A 19,179-nucleotide genomic window follows, 5' to 3' on the forward strand; every position below is an offset into this window, starting at 1 on the left:
AACATGGATTCATCGCGCGTGGCGGTCAGATCATCGACGCCACGCTGGTGCCGGCGCCCAGGCAGCACAACAGCCGAGGCGAGAAAGGACTCATCAAGCAAGGCGCGATGCCCGCCGACTGGAAGCCGGCGAAGCGGCGCCAGAAGGACACCGACGCGACCTGGACGAAGAAACACGGCAAGAGCCACTTCGGCTACAAGCTGTCAATCAGTATCGACAAGAAGCACAAGATCATCCGCCGGATTGAGACCGATACCGCCTCCACGCACGATAGCCAGCACTTTGACAACGTTTTTGACACGAGCAACACGAGTCGTGATGTCTATGCCGATCGAGGCTACCCGTCGGAGGAGCGCGAAGCCTGGCTCAAGGAGAACGGTTTCCGAAACCAGATTCAGCGGAAGGGCAAGCGCAACAAGCTGCTGTCCGAGTGCCAGCAGCGACGCAACAAACGTATTGCCAAGACGCGCGCACGAGTCGAGCACGTGTTCGGCGCTATCGAGCAGATGGGCGGCAAGTTGCTGCGCACTATCGGTCAGGCGCGGGCCAACTTTGCGATGACGATGGTGGCAGCCTGCTACAACCTGAAGCGACTGGTCTACTTCGAAGAGACAGGAATCAGGGCCTTGTGACACCCGAAATGGGCCTAATCGCCAATGTCCTGGGCGATTCGAGGTAAAAACGGCGCGACATCGCCAGGAAAAGCGGCGATTTGTCATGGAAATCGAACCGAATTCGGCCGCGGTCATCATTTTGCGGCAGGATTTACTGAAAACCTCGGGTTATTCGAGGTGCCCGTCAGTCTAACCCTGCATGATCACTTTCATTGCAACTATCGATACATTGACCAGTACAAGTTTCCAAGCAGTCAGTTTAAAGAATTTCTTTAGGTTCAAATAAATAATCTGCTTATTCCTTTTTGTTTGCTGCAGCGGGACAATGTTCATAGTCTGACTGTAATTCAGATGGTTGGGTTATAACCCGGTATTTTGAAATCTATAATTTTCAAGAGGAATTAAAAATGAACCAATTCAAACAGAAAGTCCTGGTGGCAAGTCTTGTGCTTGCTTTTGGTGCTGCAAGCAGTGCCTGGGCAAATCCGACTAACACGGCGACTGACGTTACTGGTAACCAAGCTGCAACTGCTGAGAGTAACCAAGGTGGCGCAGGTATCGCAGCGAATGAGTTTGCAAATGCTACTGATAACACCAATAACAGCCAGACGACAACGACTGATAACAACAGCGACAACAGCAACAACAGTGATAACAGTAACAATAGTGACAATAGCAATAACGCTGACAACAGCGTGCTGACGACTGCTGATAACAACAGTGACAACAGCAACAACAGTGACAATAGCAATAACGCTGACAACAGCGTGCTGACGACTGCTGATAACAACAGTGACAACAGCAACAACAGTGACAACAGCAACAACAGTGACAACAGCGTGCTGACCACTGTTGATAACAACAGTGACAACAGCAACAACAGTGACAACAGCAACAACAGTGACAATAGCAATAACGCTGACAACAGCGTGCTGACCACTGCTGATAACAACAGTGACAACAGCAACAACAGTGACAACAGCAACAACAGTGACAACAGCGTGCTGACCACTGTTGATAACAACAGCGACAACAGCAACAACAGCGACAACAGCAACAACAGCGACAATAGCGACAACAGCAACAACAGTGTGGTGAATACTACTGATAACAACAGCGACAACAGTTCGGCAAATGCTACAGATGCAGCTGCAAATAATAATAGTACAGCTACCTCTGATCGTTCCGACAACAGTGCTGCAACGGCTTCTGATAGCTCGGCATCAGCCAATAATGAAAGTACAGCGTCTACTGACAATAGCGATAACAGTGACAACAGTGCCGCAAGTGCTTCTGGTAATTCGGCATCAGCGAATAACGAAAGCACCGCAACTGTAGATAACACTAATAATGCTGACAACAGCAACACGACAGCAGCCGGTACCGGATCTGCAGCAGCTCAAAATGGTGATGCAACCGCTACTTATTCAGTCAATAACTCTGCACTTAGCGGTACGGTGACGGGTGCTGGTGTTGGTTCAGTTGTTACTTCTGGTGATAACGGCGGCGCTGCTACGTTGACAGCCAGCAATTCCATTTCGGAATCGTTTAATGGCGCAGCTGGTATTAACCAGGTTGTGCAGAATCACGGTGCCAATGCGTTGACACAGCAGCAAGTGTCGTTTCAAGGCAACGTAAATGTTAATGCTGGCGGCACTCAATAAACCAGCTAGGCATATTGATAAATATTTAATCAAGGAGAAACAACATGAATCAATTCAATAAAAAAATTCTTGTGGCGAGCATGGTACTTGCATTTGGCGTTGCTGGTAATGTCTGGGCAAACCCGACCAATACAGCTGAAACCGCCAATGATCAAACTGCAACCGCAACCAGTGATCAAAATAGTGCCGGTATTGCTGCAAATGAGTATGCCAATGCAAATGACAATACTGATAACAGCCAAGTTGCCAATACTGATGATCACACCAACAACAGTGACAACAGCGACAACAGCGACAACAGCAACAACAGCGACAACAGCAACAACAGCCAAGTTGCCAATACTGATGATCACACCAACAACAGTGACAACAGCAACAACAGCGACAACAGCAACAACAGCCAAGTTGCCAATACTGATGATCACAGCAACAACAGTGACAACAGCAACAACAGCGACAACAGCAACAACAGTCAAGTTGCCAATACTGATGATCACAGCAACAACAGTGACAACAGCAACAACAGCGACAACAGCAACAACAGCGACAACAGCAACAACAGTCAAGTTGCCAATACTGATGATCACAGCAACAACAGTGACAACAGCAACAACAGCGACAACAGCAACAACAGCCAAGTTGCCAATACTGATGATCACAGCAACAATAGCGACAACAGCGACAATAGCGACAATAGCAACAATAGCAATAACAGCGACAACAGCCAACTCACTACGACGACCGATAATAGTGACAACAGCTCTGCTACTGGCGTAGATGCAGCTGCTAATAATAATAGTACAGCTATCTCTGATCGTTCCGACAACAGTGCTGCTGATGCCAGTACAGCCAGTGCCGCTGCCAACAACGGTAGCACTGCTACAGTGGACAACAGTGATAACAGCGACAACAGTTCCGCAGATGCAAGTTCTGCCAGTGCTGCTGCTAATAATGGTAGTACCGCTTCTGTTGATAACACCAATAACAGCGACAACAGCGAAACTGTAGCAAATGGTGATGGATCTGCCGCAGCACAAACCGGTAATGCTTCTGCTACCTACTCTGTCAATAACTCAGACTTGAGCGGTACAGTGACAGGTGAAGGTGTCGGGTCCGGTGTATCAGTGGCTTCAGGCTCAGCTGACGCTGCTTATGCTGCTGACAATACCATTAGCACTGCATTCAATGGTGCGGCTGGCATCAACCAAGTTGTACAAAATCACGCGGCCAATGCTTTGACACAGCAACAAGTGTCTTTCCAAGGCAACGTGAATGTTAACCAGTAATTTCGTTTGTTAATAGTTCAATATTTTACATGAGCTTTAGCTAATGAAGGGTTGCCGGCGGGGGAATTTCTCTCGCCGGCGATTTTCGCTAAATACCGCAATTAAGAATACGGGAGAACAAAATGGAGCCGATATTGAAAGGTAACATGTTTATACTTGTCGCCCTGATATTACCCGTTTATACCGTTAGTGCTTCTTCCATTCAGTCGGAAGAAGACAAGACTATGATTATTGCTTCGTCAGCAGAGATGGTGGCGTCTCTGGATGAGCTTGATGAAATCAGAGGAATGGGCGGGGTGGATGTAACTACTCTAAACACCATGAATGTTAAGGCAACACTGACGAACAATACGGCAACTAACAACGTTACCGGTACGAATGTAATTGATACCAGCGCATTTACTGGCGCGAATGGCATGTTCTCTGTTATTCAGAATACGGGCAACAACGTGGTCATTCAGGATTCTACCATTGTGAATGTAACGATTATGAATTAGTCCTGATCATTGTGATGAAAAGCTTCTTGCATAAATTTCTTTTGCCCGCTATGACGATGTTGGTGAGCGGCCATCTCGTTGCGCTGGATCTGAATGGAATAGCTGGAGGTGGTAATTACCACATCTCGACAAAGAGTTTTGCCGAGATGAAATTTAATACGGTTTATAAGCAGGAATTTGATTTTAGTTGCGGCTCAGCGGCGCTGGCTAGTTTGCTGACGTTTCACTATGGGGATGTAGTGAACGAAAAAAGCGTATTTTTAGAGATGTTTGAGCATGGCGATCAGGAGAAAATCAAGGATCAGGGTTTTTCAATGCTCGATATGAAAAATTATCTGGAGCGGCATGGCTATGGTTCAGATGGATTTAAAATAAACCTGAATAAGTTGTATGAGTTCAATAGCCCGGCAATTACGATTATTGATCTTAATGGCTATTTACATTTTGTGATTATCAAGGGTGTGACCAGGCAAAACATCCTGGTTGGTGATCCTGCGGTGGGTGTAAAAATTTATCCTCGTGATGAATTTGAAAAAATATGGGGTGGGCGTATTTTGTTCATGATTCATGATAATGGGGGTATCCAGACAGACGATTCTCGCAATCAAAAAGAATGGCATACCCACTTGCCGCCTTTGCAAGATGCAGTGAGTCGGGCGAGTTTGAGTGAGGATTATGTATTAATACGAGGGCAAGTTGTGGGTGCTCCTTTAGATTTTTAAATATCGAGAATATTTGTTATGTCTGCTTATTACTTATATAAAGACTCAAAAGCGCGATCAATAGCATTTTTACTGTTTTTGGCGGTAAATGTTGGCGCGGTTAATCAGGCATTGGCAGATGTGGCGCTAGATAAAGATATTTTTGTAGATCGATATAGTCATTTGATAAAAGCAACCGACGAAGAATTATCTCAGCAGAGAGGGGGGTTTACACTTCCCAATGGAATGGTTGTCAATATTAGTCTGGAAAGGCTTATTTTTCTGAATGGAGTTGAAGCGGTTTCTTCGTTTATACAGTTCCCGGTAGACGGCGTATTGATACAAAACGGCAGCGGAAACCTAGGGCAGGATTTAGTCGGGTCGGTGCTGAGTTCTGTTATTCAAAATAATCTGGATGACCAAGTGGTTAAAAGTATTAATGAGTTAAATATAGAAATTAGTAATTTGCCAAAATTTGATTTAAAATCCGGTGCTGTCATCAGTGACTTGATCATGCCAACTTTGCAGTAATGAGTCTTACTTACATCTTTTTGGAATAATTTATTACTCTATTTTCTTGAATAGAGCCGTAGATATTGTTTAATTCAATAATCTACTCAAGTCAATGAGTATTTCTCCGTTCATATAATCATCGCTATTTTTGAAGATGGCGGTCGTATGATGCTGGCTGTATGGCAAGCTTTCTTGATCTCACTTTGCTGGTCCAACATGAAAAAATATTACGATGATGAAAACGGCAAAAGCAGGATTAGTACGGGGTGCTCATTTTGGGGAATCACAAAAAGCTTTTTTTTCATAAGTTGCCTTCTTTTCGTAGGTACGGCTTATGCACAGGTAAGCAATCAGCAGGATTCGTTAGAGCAATACAGGCAGCTTCTGATCGAGCAGGAAAAAAAACTGGAGCAACAACGCCGGGCGCTTGGAGAACAAACGAAAGAGCTTGAGCGACTAAAGAAGCAATTTGAGCAACTATCTGGACAACCCGCATCACAATCACCTTCTACCAGTACTAAGGAGAACAAGCCTAAGACTGCAGCCACGCAGGCACCCTCCGGCCCAGTTGGTCAAGCGCCACCCAAACCTACGGAACCAGAAAGACCGCCCGAAATGCCCCGGCTCTCTGAGACGGTGGGTGGCGTATTAACTAAAAAAGGGAAATATGTCCTCGAGCCATCTTTAAGCTATGCATTTTCTGATAATAATCGTGTATTTATAGATGCATTTACATTTTTGCCGGCGATTGTGATTGGCCTGACCGATATTCGCCAGGTAAAACGGCATAGTTTCTTTGCCAGCCTGGGTTTGCGTTATGGATTAACTAATCGTCTGGAAGTAGAAGCCAGGGTGCCCTATTCCTATCGTGCTGACATTCAGCGCGCGCGGCCTATTAGTACTGGAGCGGCCGTTGATCAAACTTTTAATGCGGATGGGCATAATTTGGGAGATATAGAGTTTGCGGCGCGCTATCAGCTAACTAATGGTTCCGGTGGTTGGCCAATCCTCGTGGGAAATATGCTGGCAACCGTGCCAACTGGAAAAAGCCCATTCAGGCTGAAGACTACTGAAGTAATCGTGCCTGATCCTACCGGGGACAATAGAGAGCTGTTATTTAATTTTCCGCTGGAAGTGCCAACCGGGTCGGGCTTCTTTACCTTCCAGCCAAGCATAACCGCACTCTACCCGACTGCCCCGGCAGTTTTCTTTGGAAGTCTCAGCTATACCTATACAATGAGTACGAAGGAAGATATTGGCAAGATTGATGCCGGTGATGGGGTGGGGATGACGTTCGGGATGGGATTTACAGTCAATGATCGAACTTCTTTCAATCTGGGGTATTCGCACCAGCATTTTTTTAATACGAAAGTCAGTGGTCGCAATATTGGTGGGAGTGCGCTGGATATCGGGCAATTCCTGCTGGGCTATTCGTTCAGGTATAGCAATAAAACGAACATCAATTTGTCTGTGGGTATTGGAACGACAGACAACGCGCAAGACGCAAGACTGAATCTCAGAGTACCAATGACATTCTAGTGATGTGCGCCATTACCCTTTATGAAGCCAACGATCCATGCAGTCAAGATAGATAGTGGCATCTGGTGCGCTCTGGTTGCGTTGAGATTTCCAGAGCGTTTCCGCAAGACACTCCATCGTGTGGTGCGCTGCTGTATGTTCATCTCCCGTTAATTTGCAAAGTTGTAAAAATTTCTCACGAATGCCAATGGGTTGATCAATCGCCAGTTGTTCGCGAATGGCAACATGCATGCTCATGTGCAAGAAAGGATTGGTTGTGCCCATCTCGGGTGGATAATTCTGCTCCAGGTAATGCTCACTTTTTTCCAGGATGGTATGGTATTCGGGGTGCTGCAGCACAACTTCGAGCGTAATCGTTTCCATGTCGGACAGAATTTCCCTGAGCTGATATTTTTGCCAGGTATCACAGAAAAATTGCCGAACTTCTATTCTGGTCGGGTTAAACATGCTGGTTCGGAATAAGATCAGTATTTTCTGGAAAATTTTTCTGCTTAAATTCACATAAATCCACAATTGGGCAAATACTGCATGCAGGTTTCCTCGCTTTGCAGATATAGCGGCCATGCAGTATCAGCCAGTGATGCGCATCCTGGCGAAATTCCCGTGGCACTACCTTGACCAGTTTTTGTTCAACCGCCAGTACGCTCTTTCCTGGCGCCAGACCGGTACGGTTGGCCACGCGGAAAATATGGGTGTCCACCGCAATGGTAGGTTTGCCAAATGCCGTATTCAAAATGACATTGGCGGTTTTTCTCCCCACTCCCGGCAATTGTTCCAGCGCTTCACGGGTACGTGGGACCTCACTACAGTAGCGTTCCAGCAATAATGCGCAGGTAGCAAGGATATTCCGGGTTTTGGTGCGATACAGTCCGATACGCTGGATATATTTACTCAGGGCGCTTTCACCGAGTGCCAAAATTTTCTCGGGGGTGTCAGCAACTGCAAAAAGTTTTCTGGTTGCCAGATTAACACTTTTGTCGGTTGCCTGGGCAGAGAGAATAACAGCAACCAACAATTGAAAATGAGTCTGGTATTCGAGTTCTGTCGTGGGAGCAGGATTGGTCTCCCGCAAGCGCATAAAGATTTGCTGACGTTTGGTGGCGTTCATTTCTGAAATAGATGCCGCTAGGTTTTTCCGGTTGGCGTGGCAAGTTTGGCGCGGGCGCGCGCTATCGCAGCCTCGATGGTTGCCTGTTTTATGTTGCTGTCCGGCTGCTGGTGAATGTTGCTAACAGTTGTTTGCTGGTTCAGACTAATTTCTGGATTGGATGATTTTTTCTGTCGATTCTGAGCAAGCCTCTTTTCTCTATGTCGATAACGCTGCCGTGCTTGCTGCTCACGTGCTGTTTTCTGAATCAGACTCTCGGTGGGAGCAGTTTCCGATACGGTCTGCATGTAGATACAATCCATCGGGCAGGGCGCAAGACAGCGTTCGCAGCCGGTACATTCCTGTGAAATGACGGTGTGCATCAGTTTGGCAGCCCCCACGATGGCATCTACCGGACAGGCGCGCAGACAGAATGTGCAGCCGATACATTGAGCTTCATCGATTACGGCCACTGCTCGTGGTTTGGGATGGCCGTAAGTCGTATCAAGTGGCTTGGGAGCAAGGCCAAGCAGTTGTGCAAGTTTTTCAATCACGGCATATTCGCCCGGAGGACACCGGTTGATGTCAGCCTGACCATCGGCTATTGCAGCCGCATAGGGTTGGCAACCGTCATAACCACACTGGCCGCAATGAATTTGTGGCAGGATTGCGTCAATCTGTTCGATGAGTGCTGATTTATCAGTCATGGATAGGTTTCCCGCAAAGAGTCCTGACCGTTTCGGTTACCAGCTTGGGTCCCTGATAAACCAAGCCGGAGTAGAGCTGAACGAGACTTGCACCTGCCGCGATTTTTGCTTGTGCGTCGGCAGGTTGCACGATGCCGCCGACGCCAATGATGGGAACGGCTCCCTGCAGATGTCCTGCGAGCAGCTTAATGACAGTATTGCTACGCGTAGCAAGGGGCATGCCACTTAAACCACCGCTTTCACTGTTGTGCTGGAAGTTCCCCACGCCATCACGAGAAAGGGTGGTATTGGTCGCAATGACACCATCCATGCGATGCTTGATGAGCAATTGGGCAATTTGTTCAATTTGTGGCGACTCTAGGTCAGGTGAAATTTTAATGACCAGTGGCGTATAGCGGCTGTGTTGATCGGTTAATCGAGTTTGCTCATTTTTCAACAGCTGCAACAGCTTGTCGAGTTCCGTCGCCTGTTGCAGTTGTCTGAGCCCAGCGGTGTTGGGTGATGAAATATTGACCGTGATGTAACTGGCAATGTGGTAAACCTTGCGCAGACAGATTAGGTAATCATCGACAGCATTTACCAGTGGCGTGTCGGCGTTTTTCCCGATATTGATACCTAATATTCCCTGAAAACGGGCATTGGCAACATTAATCAGCAGTTTGTCCACCCCTGCGTTATTGAATCCCATGCGATTGATAATCGCCTGTGCCTCGGGAATCCGGAATAATCGTGGCCTGGGGTTGCCCGGCTGAGGGCGAGGCGTGACAGTGCCGATTTCGATAAAACCGAAATCCAGCGTGGCAAGTGCATCGAGATAAGCGCCATTTTTATCGAGCCCGGCTGCCAGCCCGACTGGATTGGGAAACGTCAATCCCATTACTGTCGTTGGTTCACAGGCAACTGGCTGGCGGGCCGCTAGTCTGACCTGACGGAGCAGATCGAGGGAGCGGAGCGTTACCGTATGCGCTGTTTCAGGGTCCAGCAGAAAAAAGAGCGGGCGCAGCAGGTTATAAAGCATCTGGATTGTCTGCTCTGGCAGTCAGGTGCATTGTTTGCCATTGATTGCCAGTGAAAACTTGCAAAGGTTTGAAATTTGACTTGTAGCGCATTTTGCGATTCTCCGCGATCCAATAGCCCAGATAGAGATAGGGCAGATGCCTGCTGAGGCATTGCTCGATCTGCCAGAGGATATTAAACGTTCCGTAGCTGGCATTGACGACAGACGGATCAAAAAAAGTATAAACCGACGACAGCCCGTCTGGCACCTGATCAATGATGCTAATCATCCGCAGTTGATCATTTTCATGAAAAGTGATCAGGAATGAATCAACGTTACTTTTCAGTAGAAAGTCACAATATTGTGCATGGCTGTCGTTTTCCATGCTACCACCGGTATGGCGAGCATGCTGGTAGCGCTGATAAAGCTCGAGATGTGCCGGGTTATAATGAAGCGGATGCCAAGCCGCCAGCAGATGCTGATGCTGTTTCCATACCCGGCGCTGTGTGCGGCTGGCACAGAATTGCTCGACCGGTATTCTTACCGGCAGACAGGACTGGCATCGATCACATTCCGGCCGATAAATGAAATGGCCGCTTCGGCGGTACCCTTGCCTGATCAAGCGTGCATAAACAAGAGATTCAGGCGAGTTGTGTGCGACCGCGATTCTTGACCGGGCAGATTTATCGGGCAGATAACTGCAAGGATAATATTCGGTAAGATGAAAATCCATAGTGATTGTTGCCGTGTGTTATCCGCGGTAAGTATAGTCAAAATTCCACTGTCCTTGTCGATCAGGCAATTCAACCCAGGTAGCAAGCAGATTGGTAAATTCCCGTCTGGAGATCTCGATGGCGCCCATCGAGGCGAGGTGGGGTGTTTTCATCTGGCAGTCGATCAGACCGAAACCCCACTGTTGAAGCTGTCTAGCCAGGTAAACCAGGGCAATCTTGGAAGCGTCATTGATGCGGGAGAACATCGATTCCCCAAAAAATATCCTTCCCAGAGCGACACCATATAGCCCTCCCACCAGTTCGTCACCTAGCCAGGTTTCGACCGAATGGCATAATCCCTGCTGATGCAGATTCTCGTATGCGGTAATCATTTCCGGGTGAATCCAGGTGCCGGCCTGCCCATCGCGGGGCGCTGCGCAGGCATGCATGACCGTACTGAAAGCGGAGTCAGCACGAACTGCAAAACGATGCCGTTTCAAGGTCTTATGAAGTGAACGGGAAATCTTGATATCGGCAGGAAACAGCGCCATGCGTGGATCCGGACTCCACCACAGAATTGGCTCCCCTGCATTGAACCACGGGAAAATTCCTTTTTTATAAGCAGCCAGCAATCGCCGGGTGGATAAATCTCCGCCTGCCGCAAGCAGACCGTTTGGTTCCTGCAAGGCCTGCTGCAGAGGCGGAAAGGTGGAATGAGGTAGCAGAAAAGGAATCATGGTGAGGAAAGGTGGAGCTGATAATGACCAGAAAAATGACAATAAAATAACAATACCTTGATCTTGATCAAATAGTGACGCAAGGAAAATCTATATTATCCGTCAAGCAGCAAACCAATCTTAATAAATAAAAAGGAGGGTTAGGTGAGTCAACATTTTAATAGAAAAATAATTCTTTCCGGCATAGTAGTCACAGCACTGTTAACCATATCTTCTTCGCAGGTGATAGCGCAAGGCAGCACGACGCGTGCACTTGAAGAGCAAATCAGAACTATGGAGCAGCAACTCCAGACGATACGCGGTGAACTGGATCGCGTCAAATCCAATGCGGTGCAGGATTCGCAGAAAGTGGAGGCGTTGGAGCAATCCACAGCTACTCATAAGCATATGCTCTTTTTCCGGGGGGGATATGCGCGCAGTAACAATTTGCGTAATGGCGTTTCTATTCAGAGCAGCGTTGCTCCGGTTGGTGCCCAAGAACAGGCTGACCGGAATGCCTGGTACATAGGCGCTGGATTTGATTTTAACTTGACCGATAATGTTTGGGACCTGATGCCTGGCACCAGTGTATTTGCTGAGTTGATGTTTGAATACAAGCAATTCGGAAAAGTTGCGGGTGGTGCGTTGGCGAATTCACCGACACAGCTCGCAGGCGGCACATTGAACCCTAACGGCGTGACTGTGGATATGTTCACATTGACAGCTTCACCCAAGATTAAATTTATGGAAGGTAGTCGTTTCCGGCCGTGGATCATTCCGGCCGGTTTGGCGATTCATGTTGTCAGTCCACCAACTGAGTCCATTACGGTTTTACAGCCAGGTGTCATGTTTGCTGCAGGTGCTGATTACAACATTTGGAAATCTGTATTTCTTGGTATTGATGCCCGCTACCACTTAACTTCTGGGCGACTGGATGGCGTTAAAGTCGATGGCTTTACGGCTGGTGGTTATCTGGGGATAGGTTTTTAATTGAATGACTGGCACAGGAAAAGCAGTTAGGGGTATTTTTTCTATCTGCCCGTTGTGAGTAGTGATGTTTCTCTCCTCAAGTTTCGGACAAAGTCAGCGCGTCTGATATAGATTTTGTGACGAAGCCTTTACACCTCACGATCAGTTTTGTGAGGTGTTTTTTTATGCACACATTATGAGCGTATAAAAAATGAGCCAAGGGTGCGTGCCAGAAGTCGAGTTTGGAAAACTGTTCGAGGTTGGTCGCCAGATCGCTGTGATCCAGCAAGCTAGCAAACAGAAGTTCGTCGGGCTTGCCCAGATGGTTTAATTTTTCTTGCAAGGATTGTGATTCGCTGGCAGAAATCGTATTGTCATCGTTGTCCTGAACCAAGAGAACAGGAAACTCAATCTGATTGAACTGACCGGCAGTGGAAATTTTTCTGACTGATTTTTAAACTGCCATCAAGTTGATTTCGGAGAATACCTGATGCATTAGCGCTTGCTTGAAATTCTGCAAAGCGCATCATAAAAAAAACCGCCCCTCAGGGGCGGTTTTAAATTGAACCATCATTTTTTAAATCTCATTTTTTTTCAGCCTCATCAACCTTGTCCGGCATGGAATCACGTTCCATCAGTGCGCTAGGCGGATATTGAGCAGGTTTTTCAGCCATGCAGGCAGTCAGTGATAAAGTGACCATTAAAGCAGCGAAAATAAACAAAAGTCTCATTTTAACCTCCTATGATTAATTTCAATAAACACTACAGATATCGTTCTTGTTATAAGTGATACTGATATTACCAAGTCTTCATATTGTGCAAGACTTCAATATTGATACCAGAATTAAAACCGATTGTCCAGTAATTTAACTAATCGATTGGTGGCATCAATTACAGATTATAAAAGTATTGCTCTGCAAAAGAAAGCACGAACAGTAAATTTTATGTGCTACCTATCTTAAAAGAACAACTACGTACGTTTACATGGAGCTGACAACTATTTCGTAATCGTGCGTTATCTTGACTGTGTCCTTCAACATCATTGAAGCAGAGCAATACTTTTCTGCAGAAAGGTTGATGGCACGCTCAACCTGTTTTGGGTTCAGCTCCTTTCCGGTAACAATAAAGTGCAGGTGGATCTGGGTAAAAACCTTGGGATCGGTTATCGCGCGCTGTGCTTCAATTGCTACCTGACAATCCGTTATTATCTGGCGGCTTTTACGTAAAATCAGAACAACATCAAATGCCGTACACCCGCCAAGCCCGAGCAAAATCATTTCCATCGGACGCGGCCCCAAATTTTTTCCGCCTGCTCCTGGTGCACCATCCATCAATACAGCATGACCGCTATCAGTTTCTCCTAGAAAACTGACGCCCTCGCGCAGGGTAATTTTTGCTTTCATTGGTTTTCTATAATTTCATAGTTAAAGAGTGATATTTACCAGTGGCAGCCAGCGTGGCGCCTAAGTTCAAGAGTTCCTGCCATTCATCACCTGTTGTCATCCCCTTGATGATTTGGTCGATATTGGCTGCCTGACGGAGCGCATCTATGAGTAGATTTAGATTAATGCGCTTGAATGCAGTAGCAATAAGTTTTTGTCTGGATGGCCAGATACGCAGTGTTTTCATGATCTGTGCAAGGGGTACATTTCGATCGATCCTGATCGCCGTATGCAGCTTGAGTAACAACCGGATCTCCTCTGATAGCACGGCCAGAATATAGGGAGAGGCCACGCCTTCTACCTGCAAACTCGACAAAATATGGCCAAAGCGGGCAATATCAGCATTTATCATCGCTTCTGCCAGTTGCGTAACATCGTAGCGCGCCACATCGAGGATGGCGGTTTTGATCTGTTCAAATGTCAGCTTGCCTGGTGGATAAAGCAAGGCCAGTTTCTGTATTTCCTGATGAGCGGCCAGAATATTGCCTTCGATCTTATCCGCGAAAAATTGCAGAGTATCCCGGTCAGTGCTCTGATTCTGACGATGCAGACGTTTTTCAATCCAGGCAGCAAGCTGCTCGCGCTTAATTGCCGGAATCACGATGAGGTGACCTGCTTGCTCTAGTGCCTTGAACCACTTGCTATTCTGGCTTTGCTGATCCAGCCAGGGAAGTGAAATTACGGTGATTGCTTCCTCTGGCAAGCGTTGACTAAGTGCTTCCAGAGCGGTACGGCCTTCTCTGCCAGGTTTCCCGGTCGGGATACGGATATCGAGCAAGCGGCGGTTACCGAACAGCGAAGACTGACGTCCCCATTGGCGTAGTACTGACCAGTCAAAATGCTGATCGACCGAGATGATTTCTCGATCAATATAACCTTGTTTTTCCGCGTGCAGTCGGATCTCGTCAGCCGCCTCCATGGCCGGCAGCAATTCACCAGCCATCAGCACGTAAAGCGGTGCAATCGCCTGCTTGAGTTGATTACTCAATTGCTCTGGAGAGAACTTCATTGAAATGATTTAACCGGGATTGATCGCCGATACTTGTCGAAGAATCTGCTGTATTGCATCATGTTGCATATCGCGATACAACATTTCTTCCTCTGTTGCTTTGGCTAACACCTGTGCATCCAGAAAGGGAAGAATACGTGTTAAATGGACCTCTCTCAGCGTAGCCAGCTCATTTCCCGCTGGATCGAGCAGACGGGTGGCTACACGATAACCAAGCTCAAATTCACGTACCCGCCCACCGGCAGAAAGTGACAAGATTCTTTTTTCGTTGATGGCATGCACAATTTGCAACACGACTTCAGCTTTCTCAATATCTGAGACTACTTTTATCCGGGTATGTGTCCTGAGCGCGCGTTTCATGTCTGCACCAATCGTTAATCCAACCGGCGCTGTCACATAAACTCGCTCATATGGCAGATCAGCCAATTGCCCGCGAAGCTGAAAGCCACAAGCAGTTAGATAGACAAACAAAGATATCACCAGCAGACGAGCCGGCATGGATGGTAACGTAGACAGCGGTAAGTGCGGCATATCGATTAAATTACGATGTTAACCAGCTTGCCAGGGACAATCACCATTTTTTTGATAGATTGGCCGGAAATCATTTTTTGAATATGCTCATCCGCCATGGCAGCACGTTCAATGGCTGCTTGATCAGCTTCCTTTGCAACCTGAATACGACCACGCAGTTTACCATTGACCTGCACTACCAGCATTATTTCGTCCTGTACCAGTGCCTGTTCGTCCACTTGCGGCCATGGCTGATCGAGCAGTTCCGTGCCTGGCTTTAATTCTCGCCATAGCGTATGACAAATATGTGGCACGATCGGTGAGAGCAACAGTACAATAACTTCCAGTGCTTCCTGCATCAAGCATTGTGCTGACAGATCGTTCTTGGGCAATTTTGCCAATTCGTTGATCAGCTCCATCACGGCAGCAATCGCAGTATTAAAAGTATGACGTCGCTCCAGATCATCCGTTACCTTGACGATAGTCTGGTGCAGCTGACAGCGCAATGATTTCAGTCCGGCTGGAAGTGAGTGCTGCTGCAGGGAGATATTCTTTGGTGTGATTGTACCTGATTGCACATGCAGATAGACCTGCCGCCACAGGCGTTTGAGAAAGCGGAAGGCACCTTCCACACCAGCATCTGACCATTCCAGCGTCTGTGTAGGCGGGCTGGCAAACATCATGAATAATCTGGCGGTATCCGCACCATACTGATCGACAATACCTTGCGGATCGACGCCATTATTCTTCGATTTGGACATCGTGCCCACGCCTCCAAACTCTACTGGCTCGGCATCCGCACGGAGAACGTAAGTTTTGCCATCCGCATTCTGGATTACATCAACTTCTGCAGGTGCATAATATTCAATACGCCCGTTTTCAGATTTTCGGAGAAAAATCTCATTGAGCACCATTCCTTGCGTAAGCAAATTGGAAAAAGGCTCATCAAATGCTACCAGGCCGAAGTCACGCATAACTTTGCTCCAGAAGCGCGAGTACAGCAGGTGCAGAATGGCGTGTTCGATACCACCAATATATTGATCGACTGGCAACCAGTAGTTGGCACGCTGATCAACCATTGCACCGTGCTGATCAGGGCATGCATAGCGGATAAAATACCATGAGGAGTCGACAAAAGTATCCATCGTGTCTGTTTCACGCCGGGCAGGGCTGCCGCAACGCGGACAGTTACATGCATAAAATGCCGCGGTTTTCGTCAGTGGATTACCAGAACCATCCGGCACCAGGTCTTCAGGCAGGATTACCGGCAGCTGATCATCCGGCACAGGCACGACTCCGCATTGATCGCAATGAATCAACGGAATCGGGCAACCCCAGTAACGTTGCCGTGAAATTCCCCAGTCACGCAGGCGATAGCGAACTCTTTTTTCACCTAATCCTTTTTCAGCAAGTGCAGCAGCAACAGCAACAATTGCAGCAGATGATTCCAAGTTGGAAAATGCTCCGGAAGCGATGGTGACACCGTATTCAGTAAACGCCTCTGCCAGCGGCAGGTTCAATTCACCTTGCAGTGGCCTGATTACCGGCTTGATCGGCAGATCGTAGCTACTGGCAAATTCAAAATCACGCTCATCATGTGCGGGTACCGCCATGACTGCACCTTCACCATAGCTCATCAGAACATAATTGGCGACCCATACCGGCAAACGCTCACCTGTCAATGGATGTATGACAAACAAGCCGGTTGCCATGCCCATTTTTTCCTGAGTGGCCAGTTCGGCCTCAATTGTTGCTCCCTGTTTACAGGTTTCGATAAAAGTGGCAAGTTGCGGATTGGTCCGCGCAGCATGGAGAGTGACGGGATGTTCCGCGGCAACTGCCACGTAGGTTGCGCCCATCAGGGTGTCTGCGCGGGTTGTGAAAACTTTCAATGCCTGTGGCATGCCAGAATCCATATCTGGCGGGAAAGTGATGTCCACACCGTAACTTTTGCCAATCCAGTTGGCCTGCATGGTCCGGACCCGCTCCGGCCAGCCGGGAAGCTTTTCAAGGTCGGCCAGTAGCTCGTCTGCGTAGCGGGTGATCGCCAGGTAATAGCCTGGAATTTCCCGTTTTTCTACCAGGGCGCCCGTGCGCCAGCCACACCCATCTATAACCTGCTCATTCGCCAGCACCGTCTGATCTACCGGATCCCAGTTAACGACTTGGGTTTTCTGATAAGCGATACCTTTTTCCAGCATGCGCAGAAACAACCATTGATTCCAGCGATAATAGTCCGGGTGACAGGTTGCAATCTCGCGCGACCAGTCGATCCCGAATCCGAGACTCTGTAATTGGCTGCGCATGTAAGCGATATTGTCATAGGTCCACTGCGCAGGCGGCACACCGCGCTGGATGGCGGCATTTTCGGCCGGCAGGCCAAAGGCATCCCAGCCCATGGGTTGCAGCACGTTATAACCCTTCATTCGGCGATAGCGGGATAACACGTCACCAATGGTGTAATTGCGCACATGCCCCATATGGAGTTTGCCGGAAGGGTAGGGAAACATGGATAGGCAATAGAACTTTGGCTTGTCCGATTTTTCGGAAGCCTGAAAAACAGCTTTTTCTTGCCAATATTGCTGCGTGACTTGCTCTACTTCCTGCGGATGGTATTTTTCTTGCATGGAATGGGTGTGTTGGTTGAAACTTTCAAATGCGTATTATAGCTTGAAAGGAATACGCTGAATGCTGTTGCCGTGCAGCTAGACTATTTGTCATGCCGCATTTCATCGCTTGAGCGTATCTTGCAACTATTCACTTAGCTGCCCTCAATCACCATATCAGTTATAGCTGACTACCCCGGTAATCCCGCCATCATCGGCGACTGCTGCCGGCGACAAACCAAACCGGTCGAAAAGGTATGCGCAAGCGCTATCCCACGGCATCTTCGACATCTATTTGAAAAGCAATGCCTGTGCCCGCTGTCGCATCAAACTGGCCTATTTCTGCAATTGTTTCCATAATGGTTCTGGAAAGATGTTCTTCTACCAGCGGCACGATGATATCCACTGAGTTTCCAGAAACAGGTCCAGAAAAGTCGCGACTTTGTTCATTCTTTCGCCACGTGCGCTGAAAATGATGGTTGTGCCTGTATGTAGCGCTAGCCTTGCGCGCGGCCTCTGTTACCCGCTCGGCTTTGCAATCATCCAAAAAAATGATGATTGATTTGAGATGCATAACTTACTCGATCTGTTTACTCTAAAATATCAAAATGATAGGCGTCATTTATCAGGTTGACCAATTCTTTTCAGTCGTTTGACGAGATATTCGGCAATCTGCACATAAATCACCACCGTCACAATCGGAAAGAGACGCGTAAATACAATCAGGCAAAATCCGTCTATCGGCGGCGAGTCACGCCCATGGATGGATGAGGCCAGTCCCACGCCTAATGTGGTCACCAAAGGTGTGGTAATCGTCGAAGTAGTGGCCTCGCCAGAATCATAGGCAATGCCGATAATTTCTGCTGGTGCAAATAAAGTCATTACAATAACTAGCGGAAGCGAATAGCTTCCAATAATAAAATGGTGAGTTGGCCATCCTTTGATGATATGAGTGACACCCAAAACGGCTGCCATACCTACTTTACTGCCAACACAACTACCAAACATAGACTCATTGCATAATCCGCAGCTGCTTGCGGCGTATCCAAAACAACTTCTACGCGTGCCGCTATTGCGCCAGCTTCTCAGGCAATCGTAATTAAAGCTGGTTCTGCAATCGCGGTACTAAAACCGAGTGCAAATGCAAAAGCCAGCAACCATGGCGCGCTTCCCTTGCAGGCAAATGCGTGTGCCATACTCTTGCCAAACGGAAACAAGCCCATTTCCAGGTCATAAATAAACAAAATTAGTCCCAGGACAACCAGAAAACCACCGAATATCAAATCGGCAATTTGATGTGACGCCTGCTGCAGCGCAGCCGATTGAAAAAAGAGATAACAGCAATAATGGGCAATAAATTTCTTCCGCTGCGCAATAGCGGAATCAGGAGCATACGATCAGGAACGTATGAATGGGGGCTTTCAAAATAATCTCTTGGGGCTGTCTCTTCTAACGATATCCGTTGCTCATTCGAATGACAAATTTATAAAAAATTTCAGACACAATATTTTTCATTGAAAAATCAATTGTTAATGCAAGATTACAATACATGTAGCTCGAATGAAATAATAGCGTCTCTTTTTAGAGACAAATAAAAACATTTATAAAC

The 19,179-nt window shown here is 47.5% G+C and carries 23 protein-coding genes; 9 read left to right on the top strand and 14 right to left on the bottom strand.

Features of this window, described 5'->3' with window-relative positions:
• The 8 genes from NSMM_RS02165 to NSMM_RS02200 all read left to right on the top strand — a co-directional run.
• Window positions 1-632 (top strand): IS5 family transposase (locus NSMM_RS02165; RefSeq protein ID WP_143001830.1); only part of this gene is annotated, 632 nt, incomplete at its 5' end.
• Between the two features lie 24 nt (window positions 633-656).
• A complete protein-coding gene (locus tag NSMM_RS15480; protein ID WP_090284173.1) occupies window positions 657-890 on the top strand; it encodes a hypothetical protein in 234 nt (77 codons plus the stop codon).
• Window positions 891-1,021: 131 nt separating this feature from the next.
• A complete protein-coding gene (locus tag NSMM_RS02175) occupies window positions 1,022-2,278 on the top strand; it encodes a hypothetical protein (protein WP_090284176.1) in 1,257 nt (418 codons plus the stop codon).
• A 44-nt stretch (window positions 2,279-2,322) separates the two neighbouring features.
• Window positions 2,323-3,564, top strand: a complete 1,242-nt coding sequence (locus NSMM_RS02180) for a hypothetical protein (protein ID WP_090284178.1) — start codon at window positions 2,323-2,325, stop codon at window positions 3,562-3,564.
• Window positions 3,565-3,710: 146 nt separating this feature from the next.
• The gene (locus NSMM_RS02185; protein WP_218120975.1) at window positions 3,711-4,061 is read left to right on the top strand and encodes a hypothetical protein; all 351 of its coding nucleotides are present in this window, start codon (window positions 3,711-3,713) and stop codon (window positions 4,059-4,061) included.
• 26 nt (window positions 4,062-4,087) lie between these two features.
• Window positions 4,088-4,783 (top strand): C39 family peptidase, encoded by a 696-nt coding sequence (locus NSMM_RS02190; RefSeq protein ID WP_245654648.1) that lies wholly within the window; start codon window positions 4,088-4,090, stop codon window positions 4,781-4,783.
• An 18-nt stretch (window positions 4,784-4,801) separates the two neighbouring features.
• The gene (locus tag NSMM_RS02195) at window positions 4,802-5,293 is read left to right on the top strand and encodes a hypothetical protein (RefSeq protein WP_090284183.1); all 492 of its coding nucleotides are present in this window, start codon (window positions 4,802-4,804) and stop codon (window positions 5,291-5,293) included.
• 198 nt (window positions 5,294-5,491) lie between these two features.
• Window positions 5,492-6,814: a hypothetical protein gene (locus NSMM_RS02200; RefSeq protein WP_090284229.1), complete on the top strand. Its 1,323-nt coding sequence runs from the start codon at window positions 5,492-5,494 to the stop codon at window positions 6,812-6,814.
• Window positions 6,815-6,826: 12 nt separating this feature from the next.
• Here NSMM_RS02200 and NSMM_RS02205 read toward each other — a convergent pair whose 3' ends face one another.
• The 6 genes from NSMM_RS02205 to aat are packed head-to-tail and all read right to left on the bottom strand — an operon-like array spanning window position 6,827 to window position 11,055.
• Window positions 6,827-7,261, bottom strand: coding sequence for a DUF1841 family protein (locus NSMM_RS02205; RefSeq protein ID WP_090284185.1), 435 nt, complete (start codon window positions 7,259-7,261; stop codon window positions 6,827-6,829).
• Window positions 7,254-7,922, bottom strand: coding sequence for an endonuclease III (nth, locus tag NSMM_RS02210; RefSeq protein WP_090284187.1), 669 nt, complete (start codon window positions 7,920-7,922; stop codon window positions 7,254-7,256). Before nth ends, NSMM_RS02205 begins: the two co-directional genes overlap by 8 nt.
• Before the next feature lie 17 nt (window positions 7,923-7,939).
• On the bottom strand, window positions 7,940-8,608 hold the full coding sequence (locus NSMM_RS02215) for an RnfABCDGE type electron transport complex subunit B (RefSeq protein WP_090284189.1): 669 nt from the start codon (window positions 8,606-8,608) through the stop codon (window positions 7,940-7,942).
• The gene (locus tag NSMM_RS02220; RefSeq protein WP_090284191.1) at window positions 8,601-9,626 is read right to left on the bottom strand and encodes a quinone-dependent dihydroorotate dehydrogenase; all 1,026 of its coding nucleotides are present in this window, start codon (window positions 9,624-9,626) and stop codon (window positions 8,601-8,603) included. Before NSMM_RS02220 ends, NSMM_RS02215 begins: the two co-directional genes overlap by 8 nt.
• Window positions 9,616-10,338, bottom strand: a complete 723-nt coding sequence (locus NSMM_RS02225; protein ID WP_090284193.1) for an arginyltransferase — start codon at window positions 10,336-10,338, stop codon at window positions 9,616-9,618. The genes NSMM_RS02220 and NSMM_RS02225 overlap by 11 nt, the downstream gene beginning before the upstream one ends.
• Before the next feature lie 18 nt (window positions 10,339-10,356).
• Complete coding sequence (gene aat, locus NSMM_RS02230; protein WP_090284195.1) at window positions 10,357-11,055, bottom strand: leucyl/phenylalanyl-tRNA--protein transferase; 699 nt, start codon at window positions 11,053-11,055, stop codon at window positions 10,357-10,359.
• A 144-nt stretch (window positions 11,056-11,199) separates the two neighbouring features.
• Here aat and NSMM_RS02235 point away from each other — a divergent pair, with 144 nt between their 5' ends.
• Window positions 11,200-12,024: a porin family protein gene (locus NSMM_RS02235; RefSeq protein ID WP_090284197.1), complete on the top strand. Its 825-nt coding sequence runs from the start codon at window positions 11,200-11,202 to the stop codon at window positions 12,022-12,024.
• A gap of 563 nt (window positions 12,025-12,587) precedes the next feature.
• On the opposite strand, the gene NSMM_RS15485 is transcribed toward NSMM_RS02235, so the two are convergent.
• From NSMM_RS15485 to NSMM_RS16720, 8 genes are all read right to left on the bottom strand, one after another.
• Window positions 12,588-12,734, bottom strand: coding sequence for a hypothetical protein (locus NSMM_RS15485; protein ID WP_176753824.1), 147 nt, complete (start codon window positions 12,732-12,734; stop codon window positions 12,588-12,590).
• A gap of 249 nt (window positions 12,735-12,983) precedes the next feature.
• Entirely contained in the window at window positions 12,984-13,406 is a 423-nt protein-coding gene (locus NSMM_RS02245; RefSeq protein WP_090284201.1) for an OsmC family protein, read from the bottom strand.
• Window positions 13,407-13,413: 7 nt separating this feature from the next.
• Window positions 13,414-14,454, bottom strand: a complete 1,041-nt coding sequence (gene holA, locus NSMM_RS02250; RefSeq protein WP_090284203.1) for a DNA polymerase III subunit delta — start codon at window positions 14,452-14,454, stop codon at window positions 13,414-13,416.
• Window positions 14,455-14,463: 9 nt separating this feature from the next.
• On the bottom strand, window positions 14,464-14,985 hold the full coding sequence (locus NSMM_RS02255) for an LPS-assembly lipoprotein LptE (protein WP_245654649.1): 522 nt from the start codon (window positions 14,983-14,985) through the stop codon (window positions 14,464-14,466).
• Window positions 14,986-14,990: 5 nt separating this feature from the next.
• On the bottom strand, window positions 14,991-17,591 hold the full coding sequence (gene leuS, locus NSMM_RS02260; protein WP_090284205.1) for a leucine--tRNA ligase: 2,601 nt from the start codon (window positions 17,589-17,591) through the stop codon (window positions 14,991-14,993).
• A 247-nt stretch (window positions 17,592-17,838) separates the two neighbouring features.
• Window positions 17,839-18,144, bottom strand: a complete 306-nt coding sequence (locus tag NSMM_RS02265) for a P-II family nitrogen regulator (RefSeq protein WP_218120977.1) — start codon at window positions 18,142-18,144, stop codon at window positions 17,839-17,841.
• 44 nt (window positions 18,145-18,188) lie between these two features.
• Window positions 18,189-18,659 (bottom strand): DUF1538 family protein, encoded by a 471-nt coding sequence (locus tag NSMM_RS16330; protein WP_281200865.1) that lies wholly within the window; start codon window positions 18,657-18,659, stop codon window positions 18,189-18,191.
• Window positions 18,656-18,946, bottom strand: a complete 291-nt coding sequence (locus tag NSMM_RS16720) for a DUF1538 family protein (protein ID WP_218120979.1) — start codon at window positions 18,944-18,946, stop codon at window positions 18,656-18,658. Before NSMM_RS16720 ends, NSMM_RS16330 begins: the two co-directional genes overlap by 4 nt.
• Between the last annotated feature and the right edge of the window lie 233 nt (window positions 18,947-19,179).

Origin of the sequence: Nitrosomonas mobilis, assembly GCF_900103035.1 — a bacterium.
GTDB classification, from domain to species: Bacteria; Pseudomonadota; Gammaproteobacteria; order Burkholderiales; family Nitrosomonadaceae; genus Nitrosomonas; species Nitrosomonas mobilis.

Bases quoted from the DNA above. Each gene is read 5' to 3' on its own strand.
- NSMM_RS15480 (WP_090284173.1), top strand. From the start codon at position 657: ATGTCCTGGGCGATTCGAGGTAAAAACGGCGCGACATCGCCAGGAAAA.
- NSMM_RS02175 (WP_090284176.1), top strand. From the start codon at position 1,022: ATGAACCAATTCAAACAGAAAGTCCTGGTGGCAAGTCTTGTGCTTGCT.
- NSMM_RS02180 (WP_090284178.1), top strand. From the start codon at position 2,323: ATGAATCAATTCAATAAAAAAATTCTTGTGGCGAGCATGGTACTTGCA.
- NSMM_RS02185 (WP_218120975.1), top strand. From the start codon at position 3,711: ATGTTTATACTTGTCGCCCTGATATTACCCGTTTATACCGTTAGTGCT.
- NSMM_RS02195 (WP_090284183.1), top strand. From the start codon at position 4,802: ATGTCTGCTTATTACTTATATAAAGACTCAAAAGCGCGATCAATAGCA.
- NSMM_RS02200 (WP_090284229.1), top strand. From the start codon at position 5,492: ATGAAAAAATATTACGATGATGAAAACGGCAAAAGCAGGATTAGTACG.
- NSMM_RS02205 (WP_090284185.1), bottom strand. From the start codon at position 7,261: ATGTTTAACCCGACCAGAATAGAAGTTCGGCAATTTTTCTGTGATACC.
- nth (WP_090284187.1), bottom strand. From the start codon at position 7,922: ATGAACGCCACCAAACGTCAGCAAATCTTTATGCGCTTGCGGGAGACC.
- NSMM_RS02215 (WP_090284189.1), bottom strand. From the start codon at position 8,608: ATGACTGATAAATCAGCACTCATCGAACAGATTGACGCAATCCTGCCA.
- NSMM_RS02220 (WP_090284191.1), bottom strand. From the start codon at position 9,626: ATGCTTTATAACCTGCTGCGCCCGCTCTTTTTTCTGCTGGACCCTGAA.
- NSMM_RS02225 (WP_090284193.1), bottom strand. From the start codon at position 10,338: ATGGATTTTCATCTTACCGAATATTATCCTTGCAGTTATCTGCCCGAT.
- aat (WP_090284195.1), bottom strand. From the start codon at position 11,055: ATGATTCCTTTTCTGCTACCTCATTCCACCTTTCCGCCTCTGCAGCAG.
- NSMM_RS15485 (WP_176753824.1), bottom strand. From the start codon at position 12,734: ATGAGACTTTTGTTTATTTTCGCTGCTTTAATGGTCACTTTATCACTG.
- NSMM_RS02245 (WP_090284201.1), bottom strand. From the start codon at position 13,406: ATGAAAGCAAAAATTACCCTGCGCGAGGGCGTCAGTTTTCTAGGAGAA.
- holA (WP_090284203.1), bottom strand. From the start codon at position 14,454: ATGAAGTTCTCTCCAGAGCAATTGAGTAATCAACTCAAGCAGGCGATT.
- NSMM_RS02255 (WP_245654649.1), bottom strand. From the start codon at position 14,985: ATGCCGCACTTACCGCTGTCTACGTTACCATCCATGCCGGCTCGTCTG.
- leuS (WP_090284205.1), bottom strand. From the start codon at position 17,591: ATGCAAGAAAAATACCATCCGCAGGAAGTAGAGCAAGTCACGCAGCAA.
- NSMM_RS02265 (WP_218120977.1), bottom strand. From the start codon at position 18,144: ATGCATCTCAAATCAATCATCATTTTTTTGGATGATTGCAAAGCCGAG.